The 17,545-nt window shown below is 74.8% G+C and carries 14 protein-coding genes; 6 read left to right on the top strand and 8 right to left on the bottom strand.

Going from position 1 to position 17,545, the window contains the following annotated elements; translation table 11 throughout:
- Positions 1–16 precede the first annotated feature (16 nt).
- Positions 17–1,201 (top strand): MFS transporter, encoded by a 1,185-nt coding sequence (locus tag AB0C76_RS09070; protein WP_359961943.1) that lies wholly within the window; start codon positions 17–19, stop codon positions 1,199–1,201.
- A gap of 71 nt (positions 1,202–1,272) precedes the next feature.
- Entirely contained in the window at positions 1,273–3,780 is a 2,508-nt protein-coding gene (gene lanKC / locus AB0C76_RS09065; protein ID WP_359961940.1) for a class III lanthionine synthetase LanKC, read from the top strand.
- Positions 3,781–3,793: 13 nt separating this feature from the next.
- On the opposite strand, the gene AB0C76_RS09060 is transcribed toward lanKC, so the two are convergent.
- Complete coding sequence (locus tag AB0C76_RS09060; protein ID WP_359961937.1) at positions 3,794–5,632, bottom strand: BTAD domain-containing putative transcriptional regulator; 1,839 nt, start codon at positions 5,630–5,632, stop codon at positions 3,794–3,796.
- A gap of 625 nt (positions 5,633–6,257) precedes the next feature.
- Between AB0C76_RS09060 and ctaD the strand changes: the two genes are divergently transcribed.
- The 3 genes from ctaD to AB0C76_RS09045 all read left to right on the top strand — a co-directional run bounded on the left by ctaD (position 6,258) and on the right by AB0C76_RS09045 (position 9,367).
- Positions 6,258–7,946, top strand: coding sequence for a cytochrome c oxidase subunit I (gene ctaD / locus AB0C76_RS09055; RefSeq protein ID WP_359962134.1), 1,689 nt, complete (start codon positions 6,258–6,260; stop codon positions 7,944–7,946).
- Between the two features lie 91 nt (positions 7,947–8,037).
- Entirely contained in the window at positions 8,038–8,571 is a 534-nt protein-coding gene (locus AB0C76_RS09050; RefSeq protein WP_359961934.1) for a hypothetical protein, read from the top strand.
- Between the two features lie 112 nt (positions 8,572–8,683).
- On the top strand, positions 8,684–9,367 hold the full coding sequence (locus AB0C76_RS09045) for a response regulator transcription factor (protein ID WP_359961931.1): 684 nt from the start codon (positions 8,684–8,686) through the stop codon (positions 9,365–9,367).
- 313 nt (positions 9,368–9,680) lie between these two features.
- Here AB0C76_RS09045 and AB0C76_RS09040 read toward each other — a convergent pair whose 3' ends face one another.
- Entirely contained in the window at positions 9,681–9,971 is a 291-nt protein-coding gene (locus AB0C76_RS09040; protein WP_359961929.1) for a hypothetical protein, read from the bottom strand.
- A gap of 70 nt (positions 9,972–10,041) precedes the next feature.
- On the opposite strand from AB0C76_RS09040, the gene paaI reads away from it, so the two are divergent.
- A complete protein-coding gene (gene paaI / locus AB0C76_RS09035; protein ID WP_359961926.1) occupies positions 10,042–10,455 on the top strand; it encodes a hydroxyphenylacetyl-CoA thioesterase PaaI in 414 nt (137 codons plus the stop codon).
- Positions 10,456–10,473: 18 nt separating this feature from the next.
- On the opposite strand, the gene AB0C76_RS09030 is transcribed toward paaI, so the two are convergent.
- The 6 genes from AB0C76_RS09030 to AB0C76_RS09005 are packed head-to-tail and all read right to left on the bottom strand — an operon-like array spanning position 10,474 to position 17,539.
- Positions 10,474–11,730 (bottom strand): phenylacetate--CoA ligase family protein, encoded by a 1,257-nt coding sequence (locus AB0C76_RS09030; RefSeq protein ID WP_359961923.1) that lies wholly within the window; start codon positions 11,728–11,730, stop codon positions 10,474–10,476.
- 14 nt (positions 11,731–11,744) lie between these two features.
- Complete coding sequence (locus AB0C76_RS09025) at positions 11,745–12,617, bottom strand: SDR family NAD(P)-dependent oxidoreductase (protein WP_359961920.1); 873 nt, start codon at positions 12,615–12,617, stop codon at positions 11,745–11,747.
- A complete protein-coding gene (locus AB0C76_RS09020) occupies positions 12,614–13,888 on the bottom strand; it encodes an MFS transporter (protein WP_359961917.1) in 1,275 nt (424 codons plus the stop codon). The genes AB0C76_RS09025 and AB0C76_RS09020 overlap by 4 nt, the downstream gene beginning before the upstream one ends.
- Complete coding sequence (locus AB0C76_RS09015; protein WP_359961914.1) at positions 13,885–15,108, bottom strand: AMP-binding protein; 1,224 nt, start codon at positions 15,106–15,108, stop codon at positions 13,885–13,887. Before AB0C76_RS09015 ends, AB0C76_RS09020 begins: the two co-directional genes overlap by 4 nt.
- Positions 15,105–16,139, bottom strand: coding sequence for a hypothetical protein (locus tag AB0C76_RS09010; protein ID WP_359961912.1), 1,035 nt, complete (start codon positions 16,137–16,139; stop codon positions 15,105–15,107). Before AB0C76_RS09010 ends, AB0C76_RS09015 begins: the two co-directional genes overlap by 4 nt.
- A complete protein-coding gene (locus tag AB0C76_RS09005; protein WP_359961909.1) occupies positions 16,136–17,539 on the bottom strand; it encodes a lysine 2,3-aminomutase in 1,404 nt (467 codons plus the stop codon). Before AB0C76_RS09005 ends, AB0C76_RS09010 begins: the two co-directional genes overlap by 4 nt.
- Positions 17,540–17,545 lie beyond the last annotated feature (6 nt).

Below are 17,545 nucleotides of genomic sequence, written 5' to 3'. Positions count from 1 at the left end.
ACTGCGAAGGGTGGCCATGGAGCCCACGTCACCGGAGCGCACGTCACTGGCCGGCAACCGCGACTTCCGGCTGCTCTGGATCGGCGGCCTGCTCGCCTCGCTCGGTGCCCAACTCGCCTCTATCGCCCTGCCGTTGCTCGTGCTTCGGGAGACCGGATCGGCCGCGCGGGCGGGGGCGATCGGCACCGTGTCCATCGGCGCGCTGCTGCTGAGCACGCTGCCCGGCGGCGTGCTCGCCGACCGGATCGAGCGGCGCCGGCTGATGCGGCTGTGCGACGTCGGCAGCCTGCTCGCCGTCACCGCCCTGGTGCTCGCCGTCCTGCGCGGGCACGCGCCGCTGCCGCTGGTGCTGCTCGTCGCCGCCGCCGGGGCGCTCATCGCCAGTACGTACGGTCCCGCCGCCGGCGGCCTGTTGCGCGCCGTCGTGCCGCCCGAGCAGGCACGCGCCGCGTCCGCCCGGATGCAGGCGCGGGGGGCCGCCGCCCGGCTGGTCGGCCCGCTCGGAGGCGGTGCGCTGTTCGCCTGGCACCCGGTGCTGCCCTTCGTCGCGGAGGGCGTCGGCCTGCTGCTGTCGACCGTCTGCGTGGCGCTCGTGCGGACCCGGTCCCACCCCGGGAAGAAGGCCGGATCGGTCTTCGGCCGGGGTGAGTTGACCGCCGGACTCGCCTTCATCTGGCGGCAGCCGTACCTGCGCACGCTGCTGCTGATCTTCGGGCTCGGGATGAACTTCGCGTTCAGCGCGCTGATGTTCACCACGCTCGCCGTCGCCTCCGACGGGGGACGGTCCGGCCTCGGCGGCGGCACCGTGGTGTCGTTCACCGCGGCCGGGGCCTTCGCCGGGGCGCTGCTCGCACCGCGGCTGGACGGACGGGCGCGCGACGGCGGCCTGGTCGCGGTCAGTTGCTGGGCCGCCGCGCTGACCGCCGGGGTGCTGGTCGTCACGCGGGCACCGGTGCTGATCGGCCTGCTCTGCGCGGCCTGCATGTGCCTGTCGACGATCGCCAGCATCGGGTTCGTCTCCGGCCTGCTGCTCGCCGCGCCGAAGGACCGGATCGGCCGGGTGCAGAGCGCGGCCGGCTTCCTCTCCACGCTCGTCCAGCCCTTCGGCCCGCTGGCCGGCGGCGCCCTGCTGGGCGCGCTGGGCGGCACCCGGACCTTCGCCGTGCTGGCGCTCGCCATCGCGCTGTGCGCGGCCGTGTGACCTGGGCGCCGCCCGTCCGGCGCGGGCCGCATCCGCAGACCGCCTGACGGACCCGAGGAAGGACCTGCGCCGTGGCCGGAGTCCAGGAGACCCAGCTGTACTGCCTCGCCGACCGGACGTACTACGACACCCCCGGCCGCCTGCGCGACCGCGCCACCCGCTACCGGCCCGCACTCGGCGCGCCGCCCGCCGGGTGGCGCCGCGAGGAGTGCGGGCTCTGGACGGCGCTGCGGCCCGAGGGCGGGCGGCTGCCGGAGCAGGGCTGGAAGATCCACGTGTCGGCGGTGCCGGCGGAGGCGGAGGCGACGCTGGCCGACGTGGCGCGGGTGTGCCTGGAGCGCCGAGTGGCGTTCAAGTTCCTGCGCAGCGCGGACGCGCTACTCGTCGTCTCCGGCAAGTACATGGGGCGGGGGAGCAGCGGGAAGTTCGTCACGGTGTACCCGCGCGATGAGGACGAGTTCCTGTCCCTCGCACGGGAGTTGAGCGTTCTTCTGGACGGTCGCTGCGGCCCGTACGTGCTCACCGACCTGCGGATCGGCACGGGGCCCGTGTACGCGCGCTACGGCGCGTTCGTCGAGCTGTGGTGCCGGGACGGGAGCGGGCGGGCCGTCCCCGCGCTGCGCGATCCGTCCGGCGAGCTGGTGCCGGACCGGCGTGACCCGGTGTTCCGGGTGCCGTCGTGGGTCGCGCTGCCCGAGGAGCTGCGTCCGCACCTGGCGGCGCGGGAGGCGGCCGTCGGCGCGTTCCCGTACGCCGTCCGGGAGGTGATCCAGTTCTCCAGCGCTGGCGGGATCTACCTGGCCGAGCACCGGGAGAGCGGTGAACGCGTGGTGCTGCGCGAGGCGCGCCCGCACGCCGGGCTGGACGCGGCCGGGGACGACGCCGTCACCCGGCTGCGGCGCGAGCGGTGGGCGCTGGAGCGGCTGGCGGGGTTGGACTGCGTGCCCCGGCTGCACGAGGTGCGGGAGGTGTGGGAGCACACCTTCCTGGTGCAGGAGCACGTCGAGGGCGTCCAGTTGTTCGGCGAGGTGATCCGGCGGTACCCGGTGGTGCGCCAGGACTGCGGCCCGTCGGAGCTGGCCGCGTACGCGGCGTGGGTGGACGGCGTGGTGGCCGGGCTGGCGGCGGCGCTCGACGCGGTGCACGGACGCGGCGTCCGGTACGGGGACCTGCACCCGGCCAACGTCGTGCTCCGGCCGGACGGTTCGGTGGTGCTCGTCGATTTCGAGTACGCGGACGAGTTGGGGAGTGCGCGCGTGCCGCGGGCCGGCGCGGGCGGCCTGCACGCGCCCGCGGGGCTGGGCGGGGCCGACGCGGACCGCTACATGCTCTGGGCCACCTGGCTGTTCATGCTGATGCCGCTGACGGAGCTCGCCGACCTGGAGCCGGGCAAGCTCGCCGGGCTGGAGCGGCGGGCCCGGGAGTGGTTCGGGCTCGGGGCGCAGGCGGGGCCGGTGCGCCCGGGCACGGCGACGGTTCGGGCGGTCGACCGGTCGCCGCTCGAAGGCCCGGAACTCGGCCGTATTGCCAGGGAGTTGATCGCCGGGATCCACGCCGGTGCGACGCCGGACCGCTCGGACCGGCTCTTCCCCGGCGACCCGGCCGGCTTCGCGGACGGCGGGACGGGCTTCGCACACGGCGCCGCCGGTGTTCTCCACGCGCTCCACCGCGTCGGTGCCCCGCACCTCGACGACTACGCGGACTGGCTGGTCGCGGCCCTGCGCCGGGCCGGACGGCCGCGTGGCGGGGGGCTCTTCGACGGGCCGCTCGGAGCGGCGACGGTGCTCGCACGGGTCGGGCGGGCGGAGGAGGCCGCCGAGACCGTCGAGCGGGTGCGCGGGGAGGAGCCGGCGCCGACCGCCGCGCTGTTCGGGGGCCGGGCCGGGGCGGCGCTCGCCCGGTTGCGGCTGGCCGACGCGCTCGGCAGCGCACGGGAGTCGGCGGACGCCGTCGAGGACGGGCGGGCGCTGGCGGCGGTCGTCCGGGGAGAGTACGTGCCGGGGCTGGCCGCGCCGGCCGGGGCCGGGCTGCTGTACGGCTGGGCGGGGATCGCCTTCGTCCAGCTCCGGCTGTACCAACGGACCGGCGAGGAATGGCTGTTGGCGTCCGGGCGGGCGGCGCTGGCGCGGGCCCGGGCGCAGTGCGTGACGGCACCGGACGGGTCGGTGCAGGTGCTCGACGGCGGGCGGCACCTGGCGTACGTCGACCGCGGGAGCAGCGGGATCGCCCTCGTCGCGCAGGAGTACGCGGCGCTCGGGGACGAGGGCTGGGACGGGTTCCTGGCGGGCGTCCGGCGGGTGTGCGCGCCCGAGTTCGTCCGGGAGCCGGGGCTGTTCCGCGGGCGTGCGGGCCTGCTGCTGACGCTGGACGCGCTGGGCGGGACGGCCGTGCGGGACACCGTGCTCGGACAGGTGCGGAACCTGGAGTGGCACCTCGTGGCGCGGCCGGAGGGGTTGCTCGTGCCGGGCATGCGGCTGCGGCGCTTCTCGGCCGACCTCCACACGGGGGCGGCGGGGGTGCTGCTGGCGCTGCACGAGATCGGGGGCAAGGGGCTGCTGGACGCGCTGACGGCGGGGTGAGCGGGCCGGGCGCTCAGGCCGGCCGCTCGTCCAGGGCGGTGGCGCGCTCGCGCGCGTGGAGGTGGGTGAGGCGCGGGAGGCCGTACAGGGCGGCGTGGGCGGCCACCTCGCCGGTCGGGGAGGTCACGGCGCCCGTGTCGGCGAGCGCCTCCAGCGTGCGCAGGGCGACGCGTTCGGGGCGGCCGAGGGCGGTGGCCGCCTCCGGGAGGGTGAAGAGCAGCGACAGCGGGAGCGCGGCGAGCCGGCCGAGGGCGAGGCGGCCCTGGTCGGTGAGGTCGCGCCAGCCGGAGTCCAGGCGCGCGCGGACGGCGACGTCCCCGGCGACGAGCTCGTCGAGCGCCCCGGTGGGATCGGCCAGGCGGGCCGCGTACTCGGCGAGCGGGAGGTGGCGCAGCACGGCCAGCCGGGTGCCGCCGACCCGGACGGCGAGCGGCAGCAGGCCGCAGGACTCGACGATCCGGGCCGCGGCGGCGCGATCGGTGCCGATCCGGCCGGGGCCGACGATGCGGCCGAGCAGGTCGAGGGCCTCGGCCGGGGCGAGGAACGGCACGGTGGTGCGGTGCACGGAGCCGAGCCCGGCGAGCTGGCTGCGCGAGGTGACGAGCGCGGCGCTGGGGCCGGAGTCGGGCGCGAGTTCGCGGACGGCGGCCTCGCCGGGGGCGTCGTCGAGGACGAGCAGCATCCGGCGGCCGGCCAGCGAGGCGCGCCAGAGGGCGGCGGCCCGGGCGGGGTCGGCGGGCGCGTGGCCGGGGTGGCCGTCGTCGGGGCGCCCGGTGAGGGTGGCGAGCTCGGCGAGGACGTCGGGCAGCGGGCGCGGCGTGCCGTCGGCGGTGCGCAGGCGGACGAGCAGGCGGCCGTCGGGGAAGCGGTCGGCGAGCAGGTGGGCGGCGTGCACGGCGAGCGCGGTCTTGCCGATGCCGGCCGGACCGGAGAGCACCGTGACGCGTCCGCCGTCGCCGCCCAGCGCGTGCAGCAGGCCGTGGAGTTCGTCGGTGCGGCCGGTGAAGTCGGCGGTGTCGGCGGGCAGCAACGAGGTGCCGGGGCCGGCGGCGGTGGTCCTGGCGCCGACCGGGCGGGCGCGGCCGGTGACCAGCAGGCGGCGGTAGAGGGTGGTCAGGGCCGGGCTCGGCTCCAGGCCCAGCTCCCGTGCGAGGAGCCGGCGGTGGTGGTCGTAGACGGCGAGGGCCTCGGCCTGGCGGCCGGACAGGTGCAGGGCGTTCATCCGGGCGGCCTGGAGCCGCTCGCGCAGCGGGTGCCGCTCGGCGAGGTCGGCCAGGTCCTCGGCCACGGCGGTGGCGTTGCCGAGCTCCAGCTCCGTCTCCGCCCAGTCCTCGTGGACGCCCAGGCAGCGCGCCTCCAGCCGTTCGGCCTCGGCCTCGACGGCGGGGGAGCGGCGCAGGTCGGCGAGCGGCGGGCCCTGCCACAGGTCGAGGGCCTGGCGCAGCAGCCGGGCCGCCGGGGCGAGCGCGCCGCTGTCGGCGGCGGCCCGCCCGGCCCGGGCGAGGGCGCGGAAGCGCAGCACGTCGAGTTCGGGTTCGGCGACGCGCAGCAGGTAGCCGGCGGCCGAGTGGACGAGCCGGTCGGGGCCGTCGCCGCGACCGAGCAGGGTGCGCAGGGTGCTGATGTAGACATGGAGGTTCTTGCGGGCGGTGCGCGGCGGCTCGTCGGGCCAGACCGCCTCGGTGAGCACGTCGACCGGGACGGCCGTGTTGGCGCGGCTCAACAGGACGGCCAGCACGAGCCGTTGCTTGGGGGCGCCGAGCGCGAGCGGCCGGCCGGCGGCCTCGGCGGAGAGCGGGCCGAGCACGGAGAAGCGCAGCCGGGCGGGGTCGGCGGACTGGGCCAGGGGCATCGGCGGACCTCCGAGCGGTGGGGGCGGGGTGCTGCCTGCCCGGGTCGTGGGTGCGGGTGCTTCACGGGGAATGGTCGGTACGGGCGCAGGCTAGTGGAGGGCCGCCGCTCCCCGGAGGGCCGACCGCGCACCACGGGCCGGCAGCAGGGGCGAGGCGCGGTTCCGGTACGGCGTGCCGTCGGGCCGTCGGGGCAGGTCAGTCGGCGGGGTGCCGGAGTGGCGGACGGGGCCCGGCGGCGGTGAGGCCGCGGTGAGGGGCTGGGGCGCTCAGGCGGTTCTTGAGCGGGCGTCGGTGCGGGAGCGAGCGCGCCCCGAGGTCCGGGGCCGCGCCGGGGCCCCTGCGGGCCGTGAGGTCCCGGGAGGGCCGTGCGGGAGGTCCCGGGAGGGCCGTGCGGGAGGTCCCGGGAGGGCCGTGCGGGAGGTCCCGGGAAGGGGCCGGGAACGCGGGCCCAGGGGCCCCGGGCGACCGGGCCCAACGGCCCTAGGGGACGCGGGCGGCGTGTTCCGATCATGGATCGCCATCCCATCCGCACGACGTTCCGAAGGAGCGCGTCCCTTGAGCGCCATCGAGGCACAGGGCGACACCACGCCGCCGCAGCCGCCGCCAACCGCCGCACGGGCCAAGGTGGTTGGGGCAAGGAGGCCCGGCTCGGCCGTGGTCCGGCTGCTGACCACCACCGACCACAAGACGATCGGCTCCATGTACCTGGTGTCGGCGTTCTCCTTCTTCCTGATCGGTGGCGTCCTCGCACTCGTGATGCGCGCCGAACTCGCCCGGCCCGGCACGCAGATCCTCTCCAACGAACAGTTCAACCAGGCGTTCACCATGCACGGTTCGGTGATGCTGCTGCTCTTCGCGATGCCGCTGTTCACCGGCTTCGCCAACTGGATCATGCCGCTGCAGATCGGCTCCCCGGACGTCGCCTTCCCGCGCCTGAACATGCTCTCCTACTGGCTGTTCATGTTCGGCTCGCTGATCGCCGCGGCCGGCTTCGCGACCCCGCAGGGCGCCGCCGACTTCGGCTGGTTCCTCTACGCGCCGCTGTCCGACGCCGTCCACTCCCCGGGCGTCGGCGCCGACATGTGGATCATGGGCGTGACGCTCTCCGGCTTCGGCAGCATCCTCGGCGCGGTCAACTTCATCACCACGATCATCTGCATGCGCGCGCCCGGCCTGACCATGTTCCGGATGTCGATCTTCTGCTGGAACGTGCTGCTCACGTCCGTCCTGGTCCTGCTCGTCTTCCCCGTCCTCGCGGCCGCGCTGCTCGCCCTCGAATGCGACCGCAAGTTCGGCGCGCACGTCTTCGACCCGGCCAACGGCGGGGCGATGCTGTGGCAGCACCTGTTCTGGTTCTTCGGGCATCCCGAGGTGTACATCCTGGCGCTGCCGTTCTTCGGGATCATCTCCGAGATCATCCCGGTGTTCAGCCGCAAACCGATGTTCGGCTACGCGGGCCTGATCGCGGCCACCGTCGCCATCGCCGGCCTGTCGGTGACGGTGTGGGCCCACCACATGTACGTCACGGGGCAGGTGCTGCTGCCGTTCTTCTCGTTCATGACCTTCCTGATCGCCGTGCCGACCGGGGTGAAGTTCTTCAACTGGGTCGGCACGATGTGGAAGGGGTCGCTGAGCTTCGAGACGCCGATGCTGTGGACCGTCGGCTTCCTCGTCACCTTCCTGTTCGGCGGACTGACCGGCGTGCTGCTCGCGGCGCCGCCGATCGACTTCCACGTCTCCGACTCGTACTTCGTCGTCGCGCACTTCCACTACACCCTGTTCGGCACCGTCGTGTACGCGATGATGGCGGGCTTCCACTTCTGGTGGCCCAAGATGACCGGCAAGAAGCTCGACGAGCGCCTCGGGAGGATCTGCTTCTGGACGCTCACCGTCGGCTTCCACGCCACGTTCCTGGTGCAGCACTGGCTCGGCGCCGAGGGCATGCCCCGCCGCTACGCCGACTACCTCGCCTCGGACGGCTTCACCACGCTCAACACCGTGTCGACGATCGGCTCGTTCCTGCTCGGGCTCTCCATCCTGCCGTTCCTCTACAACGTGTGGAAGACCGCCAAGTACGGCGAGCGCGTCACCGAGGACGACCCGTGGGGCTACGGGCGCTCGCTGGAGTGGGCCACCTCGTGCCCGCCGCCGCGGCACAACTTCGTCTCCCTGCCCCGGATCCGCTCCGAATCACCGGCCTTCGACCTCCACCACCCGGACATCGCGGCGCTGGACGTCCTGGAGAACACCGGTGAACCGGCCAAGCACCTGGCCGGCGTGACCCCGGCGAAGTACGACCCGCCGCGGCGCTGAGGCGGACCCACCCCTGACCGCCGTCCCCGCCCGCAACCCCCGCCCGCGGGCGGGGACGGCTCCCGTCGCGAACTCCCAAGGAAGGTCCGGCATGTCCCACACCGTCCTCGCCCTCGGCACGGCCGCCCTCACCGCGTGCGGCTGCGTCTGGTACCTGCCCGCCGTCGCCGACCTCCAGGCCGGCCCCGACCGCCCCCGCTCGGTGCGGACCGCCGCCGCGGCCTGCGTGGTGTGGTGGGCCGCGCTCGCCCTCGCCGGCGGGGTGCTGCTCGCCCTGCCCGACTGGCGTCCGGGCGCCCAGCTCGCGCTGGCGGGGCTGGTCGTCGGGGTGCTGCTCCGGGTGCGGGCGCTGTGGCACCGGCGGGAGGAGGAACGGGAGTCGAGCGCGCGGTGGGCGGCCCTGGACGTCGGGGATCCGGTCCGCTCGCCGCGCCCGGCGGCGCTCGTCCTGGCCGGATGGCTCGTGGTGGGCGCCGCCGTCGCCTCACTCGGCGCGGCGTCCATCCTGCTGTCCGGCGGCGGGGCGATCGCCCCGCGCCTGGCCGTGGCGGGCGGCAGCGCGGCGGCGCTGGCACTCGCCTTCCTGCTGGTCGGGCTGCGGAACGTGCGGCACCTGCGACGGTGAGGCCGAGGGTCGGAATGGGGCCGTTCGGCCCTGGGACCGCCGTGGCGGGTGGGCGATGATGCCCTGGGCCCCGCCGTCCGTGGGTGGGGGAGAACAGAGGTGGAGTCGCGCGATGCCGGTCCGGGTGTTCCTGTTGGACGACCACGAGGTGGTGCGCCGCGGGGTGCACGACCTGTTGGACGGCGAGCCGGATCTGGAGGTCGTCGGGGAGGCCGCGACCGCCGAGCAGGCCCTGGTGCGGGTGCCCGCGCTGCGCCCCGACGTGGCCGTGCTCGACGTCCGGCTCGGCGACGGCGACGGGGTGTCGGTCTGCCGCGAACTGCGCTCCCGCATGCCGGGCCTGGCCTGCCTGATGCTCACCTCCTTCGACGACGAGGAGGCGCTGCTGGACGCCGTGATGGCGGGTGCCGCCGGCTACGTGCTCAAGCAGATCAGCGGCACCGACCTGGTGGCCGCCGTCCGGACCGTCGCCGCCGGCCGCTCGATGCTCGACCCGGGTGCGGCCACCCGCCTGCTCAACCGCATCCGCAGTGAGGCCGAACCCGCCCAACCGTCCACGCCCGGACCGGATCTGACGGTTCGAGAGCAGGAGGTCCTGGCGCTGATCGGCGAAGGTCTGACGAACCGTCAGATCGGTGAACGGCTCTACCTCGCCGAGAAGACCGTCAAGAACCACGTCTCCCGCCTGCTCGCCAAGCTCGGCGTGGAGCGGCGCGTCCAGGCGGCTCTGATCGCCACCGAACTGCGCCGGCCGGCCGGCCCGGACCGGCCGCCGCACCACCGCGGCCGGGGCTGACGGCCCGCCCGGCGCGGGCGGTTTGCACCACCCCTGTGGGGTTCGAAGACGTGCCCTGGCATGCGGCCCATGGGTGACGACGGGGGCGGGAGCCGGGTTCACGACGAGGTCGGCGGCGGCACGGCCGACACCGTGGTGACGGGGCGGATGTCTGTGGGCCGTCCGTCGCGGGCAACTCCTGGGCCATCGGCCGTCCTCACTTGCTCGGGAACGCGAGCAGGCTAGGGCAGCGGGGCCCAGGGGCGCGGCCGGAGTTCCCCCGGACGGCGGCTATCCGCGGCGGGTGCGGCGGTCCCGCGCTCGCCGTAGACCGTCACCACCGCGTCGGCGCCCCGGTCGGCGCGCTCGGTGGCGGCGAACCGGCCGCCGCCACCGCGAGCCGCGGCCAGATCCGGCTGATCCCGAAGAACCCGTCCAGGTCGTCGTCCCCGAGCACCTCGCGCCGCTTCGCCGGCCGCACGCCGTCCCGGTCGCACAGCACCGCGAAGTGCGCACCGTGCACCTTCTCCAGCGCCACCCACTCCCGCACCCCGGACACGGCGAGCGGCCGCTTCGCCGGGATCTTCGGGTAGGGCGTCAGCGCGGGGCTCGTGGAATCGGACATACCGGAGATCATCCCGGGGCGTTCGCGCACGGGCAACGGGGATTCGGCGGACAGGCCGTAGGGTGCGGCCATGGACGAGACGGCGATGAAGGAGCAGTACGCCCGGGACGAGACGTGCCGGGCGCTGGGGATCGCGCTGGACGGGGTGGCGCTCGGGCGGGCCGTGATGCGGATGACGGTCGGCGCGGCGATGGTCAACCAGCACGGGACGGCGCACGGCGGGTACCTGTTCCTGCTCGCCGACGCGGCGTTCTCGTACGCGTGCAACAGCCACGGGCCGGTCACCGTCGCGCAGGCGGCGCAGGTGGTGTTCCTCGCACCGGCGGCCGTCGGGGACGAACTGGTGGCGGAGGCGGTGGAGCGGACGCGGGTCGGGCGCAACGGCGTGTACGACGTCACGGTGCGGCGCCCGGCGGACGGCACGACCGTCGCCGAGTTCCGCGGCCAGAGCATCGTGATCGGCGGGCGGCCGCCTGCCGGGTAGGCCGCCGCCCGCGGTGGTTCAGTCCTTCGGGCGCTCGTCGAGAACCTGCTGGAGCTTGCCCGTGCGCGGGTTGGTGACGAGCTCGGCGCGCGGGACCCACTCCACGGCGAGGTGGTGGATCGTGCCGAGCGCGACCTCCTCCGGGTAGAGCGGGCGGGCGGTGTAGACGGCCTCGACGAGGCGCTCGGACAGGCCCGGCGGGGGCTGCTCGGTGCAGCCGAGCCGCAGGATGAGGCCGTCGCGGCCGTCCCAGCGGCGCTGGACGAGCTGCATCCCGGCGATGTGCCCGCCCGGGTCGGCGGCGAGGAGGACGGCGCGGATCTCCTCGGTGGGCATCGCGACCGGTCCGACCCGGGCGCCCTCGGCGGAGCGGCCGAGGAGGCGGAAGCGGCGGCACTCGCCGTCGGTCCACTCGGCGCGGTCGCCGGTGGGGTAGCGCAGGATCGGCATGAGGGTGCGGAAGAGGTTGGTGACGAGGACCCGGCCGGGCACGCCCGGGGCGGTGATGACGTCGCCGGTGGCGTCGTCGATCAGCTCGACGACCGTCCGCTCCGGGAAGGCCTCGTGCACCCGGACGTCGTCGCCGGGCACGGGGGAGCCGACCAGTCCGGCGTCGTTGGAGGCGTAGCCGACGGAGGCGACGGCGGCCTTGGGGAAGGCGCGGGAGAGGATCGGGCGCAGGTCGGCGAAGAGCAGGTCGCCGCCGAACAGCAGGAGTTCGACGGAGTCGGCGCTCTCGCCGCGCCGCACCAGGGCCTCGGCGACGGCGCTGAGCTTCATCGGCTCCCCGGCCAGGACGTGCACGCCGAAGCCGCCGATCAGGTCGGCGACGGCCTCGTCCGGGGCCGCGCCGCCGACGGCGAGGCGGACGTTCTCCACCGGCGCGTGGTGCAGGGCGTTCTCGATGTAGAGGAAGCCGCCGTAGAGTTCGCCGGCCATGAAGAGGTTGGCGACCCGGTGGCCCGGCCTGAGGCCGGCGCGGACCAGGCCGGCGCCGAAGGCCGTCACGGAGTCGGCGTGTTCGCCGCGGGTCCAGGGGGAGAACTTGGGGACGCCGGTGGTGCCGCCGGTCTTGTAGACGCCGGCGTCGGTGAGCGGGCCGGTCAGGACGCGGTTGTCGGGCCAGGTGTTGGCGGCCCAGAAGGCGGCCTGGTCGATGACCGGCAACTGGCCGAGGTGGTCGATCCGGGCGGGTAGGCCGCGGTACAGCTCGGCGTAGAACGGCGAGTGTGCGCGGGCGAACGCGACCAGCTCGGACACGGATTTCGCGGGCACGTCGACTCCACAGGTCAGAAGGGGAACTGGGGTTGCCCGAGCCAGGTGCGGGCGAGCCGCTGGACGGCGGAGCCGTCGCGGTCGGCGAGTTTGGCGGCGAGGTACTCGGAGGCCCACGGGCCGGTCGGCACCCGGAACGGCGGGTCCTCCTCGGAGAGCGTGCGGACGACGACGGCCGCGACCTCGCGCGCGGGCTGGCCCACGGCTTCCCACCCCTGCGAGCCGAGCCACTCCAGGTACCCGGCGAAGGTGGGCGCGTACGGGCCGGAAGCGGCGTGCAGGGTCTCCCGGTTGACGTCCGGGAAGATGCCGAAGGAGGAGTCCGGCACGAAGCCGGGGACGACGATCGAGACCCGCACGCCGTGCGCGGCGGCCACCGGCGCGAGCGCCTCCATGAACCCCTCGACGGCGAACTTGGCCGCGCAGTAGGCCTCGTTGAAGGGCTGGCCGATGACACCGTGCACGCTGCCGATGGTGACCAGCCGGCCGCCGGAGGCCCGCAGCAGGGGCATCGCGGCGCGGCTGACGGCGGCGACGCCGAAGAAGTTGACCTCCAGGTTGGCGCGCAGCGCGGCGTCGGTGGACATCTCCAGCGTCGGGTCGGAGTTGGCGACCCCGGCGTTGTTGACGACGGCGTCCAGCCGCCCGTACGTCCGCGCGACGTCGTCCACGCAGTCGTCGACGGACGCGGCCTCGGTGACGTCGAGGTACCGGATGTCCAGGGTGACGCCGGCCCGCCGGGCCGCCTCCCGCAGCGGGCCCGAGCGGGCGGGGTCGCGCAGCGAGGCGACGGTGGTGAACCCGGCGCGGGCCGCCGCGACGGCGGTGGCCAGGCCGATGCCCGAGGACGTCCCGGTGACCAGGAGCACCCGTTCCCGGGCGCTCACGGTGTGCTCTGCGCGAGCTCGGCGGCCGGCTCGCAGACCGCCGCGTCGAGCAGCGGCTGGATGCCGAGGGCCGGGAGGAAGGAGCAGGCGGCCAGCAGGGTGCCGCCCGCCATGACGGTCCGGGCGGCGTCGAGGATGCCGAGCGGCCCGGTCAGGAGCGTCACGGCGAGGCCGCCGACGAGCGCGGCGAGCGGGATCACGCCCCATGTGACGGTCCGGAAGGCGGCGTGCATGACGCCCTGGTTGCGCGCGGACATCCGGGACTGCCGGGCGGGCGCGCTGCACACGTTGATGCAGGACATGAAGAAGCCGTAGCAGCCCATGGTCACGGCGATCACCGGCCCGGCCGGCAGCGCGGGCGCGGCGAGCACGCCGAGGCCCACCAGGCAGTGCAGGAGCAGCGACCAGGCCATCGTGCGTCCGAGGCCGAAGCGGGTGCTGAGCCGCGGGGCGACGAGGGCGCCGGCCAGCGCGCCGACGGCCGCGACGGACATGGCCGCGCCGAACTCGCCGACGGAGACGTCGAGTCCGCGGTAGGCGAGCACCGGCAGGACGGTGACGAAGACCGGCCCGCCCGAGTTGAGCGTGACGGCCGCCAGCACGACCCGCCGCAGCACCGGGTCGGCCCAGTTGAGCCGGAAGCCGCGGGTGAGCCGTTCCCGGACCGAGCCCTCCTCGACGGTCCGCTCGCCCCACGGCCGCATGTACCGGAAGCAGACGGCCGAGACGAGGTAGCTGGCCGCGTCCACGAGGAGCGCCGCGACGCCGAGCGCGCTGTAGAGGGCGGCGGCGATGGAGGGCCCGACGACCTCGGCGACGGAGCCGCTGCCCTCCAGTCGCGAGTACGCGCGGACCATGCCGTCCTCGGGCACGACGGCCGGGACGGCGACGAGGTAGCCGACGTTGAAGAAGATCGTCGCGCCGCTGATCACCGCGACGCAGCCGAACAGGAGCGGCGTGGAGAGCACGTCCAGCCAGTACGCGAGCGGGATCGCGGCGACGGCGGCGAGCCGGACGAGGTCGCAGCCCAGCATCGTCCACCGCTTGTCCCAGCGGTCGACCAGGACGCCGGCGACCGGTCCGAGCAGCGGGATGCCGAGGTACTGGGCCATCGCGACGACGCCGACCTGGAGGGCGGAGGCGTGCAGCACGAAGATCATCAGGGTCGGGACGACGAAGACGGTGACCTTGTCGCCGACCAGGCTGACGGTCTGGCCGGCCCAGAACAGGTTGAACCCGCGGCCCAGCGGGGCCGGGAGGCGGTTTTTCACGCCTCCTCCCGCACGACCAGGGCGGCGGTCTTGCCGGTGCGGTCGTTGCTGATCAGCTCGGTGACCGCGCGGACCCGGACGTTGCCGGGGTCGTGCTGGAAGGCGGTGCTGAGCGTGAAGGTGGCGGCCAGCAGTTCCTTGCGCAGGTGTTCGGTGTCCGGCGAGGAGCCGGGGGCGGTGAGCAGGAGGACGTCCAACTCCTGTACCCGGCCGCCATGTTGGGTGAGCACCAGCTGGGCGCGGGCGACGCCCGGTGCGCGCTCCGCGTGGGCGATCACCTCGTCCACGTCCAGTCCGAGACCGCGGACCTGGACGACGCTGTCGCGGCGGCCGAGCACGCGCATCGCCGGGCCCGGCCGGCCGCACGGGCAGGTCGTCAACTCGCCTCCGTCGCCGGTGCGGTAGCGCAGGACGGGGTTGAGCATGTGCGGGTTGAGCGTGGTGAAGTCGAGCAGGCCGTCCCGGTCGGTGTGCACCAGCTGGTCCGGCAAGGGGTGGAAGGTGTCGGGCGGGCAGTCCGGGGTGTTGGTGGCGACCACCCAGGTCTCGGTGCTGCCGAACATCCCCCAGCGGCGGGCCTGGGGGGCCACCACCGCGAGGTCCTCGGCGAGTTGGGGCTGCCACGCCTCGCCGAGCCACAGCACCTTGCGCAGCGCGGGGAGCCGGATCCCGGCGGCGCGGGCGTGCGCGAACCAGAGCCGCAGCACGCTGGGCGTCCCGCCGATGGCCGTCACGCCGCGCGCGGCCATGAACTCCAGCCAGCCGTCGTACTCGTCCCTCGCGACCGAGCCGAGGGCGATGATCCGGCAGCCGGAGAGGTCGGCGAGCGCGGAGGCGAGGAAGTGCGCGCCCCACATCCGGCCGGCGCCCCACGCGTTGACGAAGACGTCCGAGCGGTCCAGCGGCCGCCAGTGGGCGTGCACGCCGGCCATGTAGAAGCCGGTCGGTGCGTAGCCGACCTTGGGGGCACCGGTGCTGCCGCCGCTCTGGAACAGCCAGGTGGCGGCGTGCTCGGCGGCCGGCTCCAGGTGGGCGAGGGCGGTGTTCAGGTCGTCCTTGGCCAGCGGCGGGAGCGCGGCGAGGCCGTCGAGGGTGCGGACGTCCGGGTGGCCGTCGTAGCGCCCGGCGAGTCCGGGAACGGTCCGCAGGCGGTCGAGCGTGCGCCGGGCGACGGACAGGCGCGGGGCGGCTTCCTCCGGCAGGAGGGAGAAGGAGGTCATCGGAGGTCCGTCCGGTGGTCGAGGGTCAGCGGCCGGGCGCCGTCGGCGAGCCACTTGGCGTGGCCGTCGCGGTAGGCGGTGAACCGGGCGCGGGTGACGTCCCGCTGGAGGGTGCGCTGCGGGTCGGTGTGGTCGGGGGCGATGACGCCGTCCGGTTCGAGTTCGGAGAACCAGTACGTCGTGCCGTCGTACAGGAAGTCGACGCAGAAGAACGGGATCGGCAGCCGCTCGGCGAAGTAGCGGGTGGCTTCGGCGAGTTCGGGCGGCACGGGCGGGAACTCCATGCTGCCGCCGCGGCTCGCGTTGGCCACCGGGGAGCCGGCCTCGGGGGTGCGCTTCATCACCGCGTACGGCTCGCCGTCGACGACGTAGACGCGGTAGTCGATGGTGCCGTCCCCGAGGTACGGCTGCACGACGAGCGTCGTGTCGCCGCCCTGGGCGAGGCTGGCCAGGCCCCGGACGTCCTCCGGGCCGCGGGCCAGGTTGATCCCGCCCCCGCCGCACCAGCCGGACGGCTTGACGATCGCCGGGTACGTCATGCCGCCCAGCGCCACCTCGTACTCGTGCTTGCTGATGTCGCGCCCGGTGCCGATCCGGACGGTCGGGATCGTCGGCACCGGGGAGCCGGCCAGGTAGAGCAGCGTGGCGAGCTTGTCGTTGCCGATCAGCGACACCTGCGGCGGGAACGGCAGGTAGAAGCCGGCCTGTTCGAGCACCGCGTAGAGCGCGTACTGGTTGAAGACGTCCATCGACTGGTACGGCAGCGAGTAGAGCGCGGTGATGAACAGCGTGTCCTCGGGGGTCACGGGTTCCTCGTCGACGTAGACGCGCGGGCGGCCGGGGCCGGTCGCGTCGACGCTGACGGACTCCGGGGCGTTCCTCGTCCAGCGCAGGCCGAGGTCGGCGGCGCACTCGGCGTAGAGGTCCCAGAAGAAGGGGTGCCACATCGCGGCCATCCGGGAGGACTCCCGGTCGGGGAAGATCCAGCACAGCCGGCGCAACGGGCCGTCGGGCGTGGGGGATTCGCTCATCGTGCTCCTCGCGGTTCGAGAAGGTCGGGCCGTTCGGGCCGCGTGGCCGGGCCGGACCACCAGCGCCGGCCCGCCTCGGGCAGGGTGTCCACCGGGTCGTAGAAGGGGAAGCGCCGGTCGAACGGCGCGCCCGTGCCCCCGTCGCCGGACTCCACGCTCGTGCGGTAGTTCTTCGTCCAGTACGAGATCCCGCGCTCGCGGTCGTAGGCCACCGCCTGGTGCACCCAGCGCTTGCCGACGTGCGGTACGTCGCACACGATGCGCGGGGTGGCGTAGCCGGGCAGGTAGCCCATGATCGCCTCCTGGAGGCGCTGGGCCTGGTGCAGCGGGGTCCGCCAGTGCTCGGCGTTGGGGATCATGTCGCAGAGGTAGAAGTAGTAGGGCAGGATGTTCGCCTCGCCCTGGAGGGCGAAGCAGAGGTCCAGCAGGGCCTCCGGGCTCGCGTTGACGCCGCGCATGAGGACGCCCTGGTTGCGCACGTCCCGCACGCCCGCGTCGAGGAGCGCCCGGGCGGCCTCGGCGACCAGCGGGGTCACCGACTGCACGTGGTTGGCGTGGGTGTGCACGGCCAGGCTGACGGCGCGGCGGGCCGCGACCGCGGCCACCCGGGCCAGCCCGTCCAGCACCTGTGGCTGGAGCCAGTGCTGGGGCAGGCCGACCACGGCCTTGCTGGCGAGCCGGACGTCCCGCACCGAGCCGAGGTCCAGCAGCCGCATCAGGAAGGACTCCAGGCGCGGCCAGGGCACGTTGGCGAGGTCGCCGCCGGAGACGACGACGTCGCGCACGGACGGGGTGCGTTTGAGGTAGTCGAGCATCTGCTCCTGGCGGTCCGCCGGCCGCAGTGCCAGGCGGGCCTTGGTGACCTGCGGGGTCGAGGTGCCGACGAGGTCCATCCGGGTGCACTGGCCGCAGTACTGAGGGCAGGTGGAGGTCAGTTCGGCGAGGACCTTGGTGGGGTAGCGGTGGGTGAGGCCCTCGACCACCCACATGTCGGTCTCGTGCAGGGAGTCGCGCTCCGCCAGCGGGTGGCTGGGCCAGCGCGGGTGCCGGTCGCCGTGCACGGGCAGCATGTAGCGGCGGACGGGGTCGGCCAGGAACGCGTCGGTGAACGGGCCGGGCCGGGCCGGGGCGTGCGGGGCCATGGTGTTGAGCACGTGCGGCGGCAGGAGCATCGCCATGGTGGCGAACCCGGCCTGGTCGGCGGCGAGTTCGTCGTAGAAGCGGTCGTCGAGGAGGGGACCGGCGACGGCCCGCAGCTGCCGGGCGTTCTTGACCGAGTGGGCGCGCTGCCACTGCGGGTCGCGCCACTGGTCGGCGGTCACGTCGCGCCAGCCGGGCAGGCGGCGCCAGTCCGGCTCGGCGAGCGCGGTGCGGGTGTACTGGTACGGCTGGCGGATCACGTGGTG

The sequence above is a fragment of the Kitasatospora sp. NPDC048722 genome (assembly GCF_040650235.1).
GTDB lineage: Bacteria > Actinomycetota > Actinomycetes > Streptomycetales > Streptomycetaceae > Kitasatospora.
This window is presented reverse-complemented; position numbering and strand designations above follow the sequence as displayed.

Coding starts and splice junctions, on each gene's coding strand:
- AB0C76_RS09040 (WP_359961929.1), bottom strand. CDS start 9,971: ATGTCCGATTCCACGAGCCCCGCGCTGACGCCCTACCCGAAGATCCCG.
- AB0C76_RS09050 (WP_359961934.1), top strand. CDS start 8,038: ATGTCCCACACCGTCCTCGCCCTCGGCACGGCCGCCCTCACCGCGTGC.
- AB0C76_RS09010 (WP_359961912.1), bottom strand. CDS start 16,139: ATGAGCGAATCCCCCACGCCCGACGGCCCGTTGCGCCGGCTGTGCTGG.
- AB0C76_RS09070 (WP_359961943.1), top strand. CDS start 17: ATGGAGCCCACGTCACCGGAGCGCACGTCACTGGCCGGCAACCGCGAC.
- AB0C76_RS09045 (WP_359961931.1), top strand. CDS start 8,684: ATGCCGGTCCGGGTGTTCCTGTTGGACGACCACGAGGTGGTGCGCCGC.
- AB0C76_RS09015 (WP_359961914.1), bottom strand. CDS start 15,108: ATGACCTCCTTCTCCCTCCTGCCGGAGGAAGCCGCCCCGCGCCTGTCC.
- paaI (WP_359961926.1), top strand. CDS start 10,042: ATGGACGAGACGGCGATGAAGGAGCAGTACGCCCGGGACGAGACGTGC.
- AB0C76_RS09060 (WP_359961937.1), bottom strand. CDS start 5,632: ATGCCCCTGGCCCAGTCCGCCGACCCCGCCCGGCTGCGCTTCTCCGTG.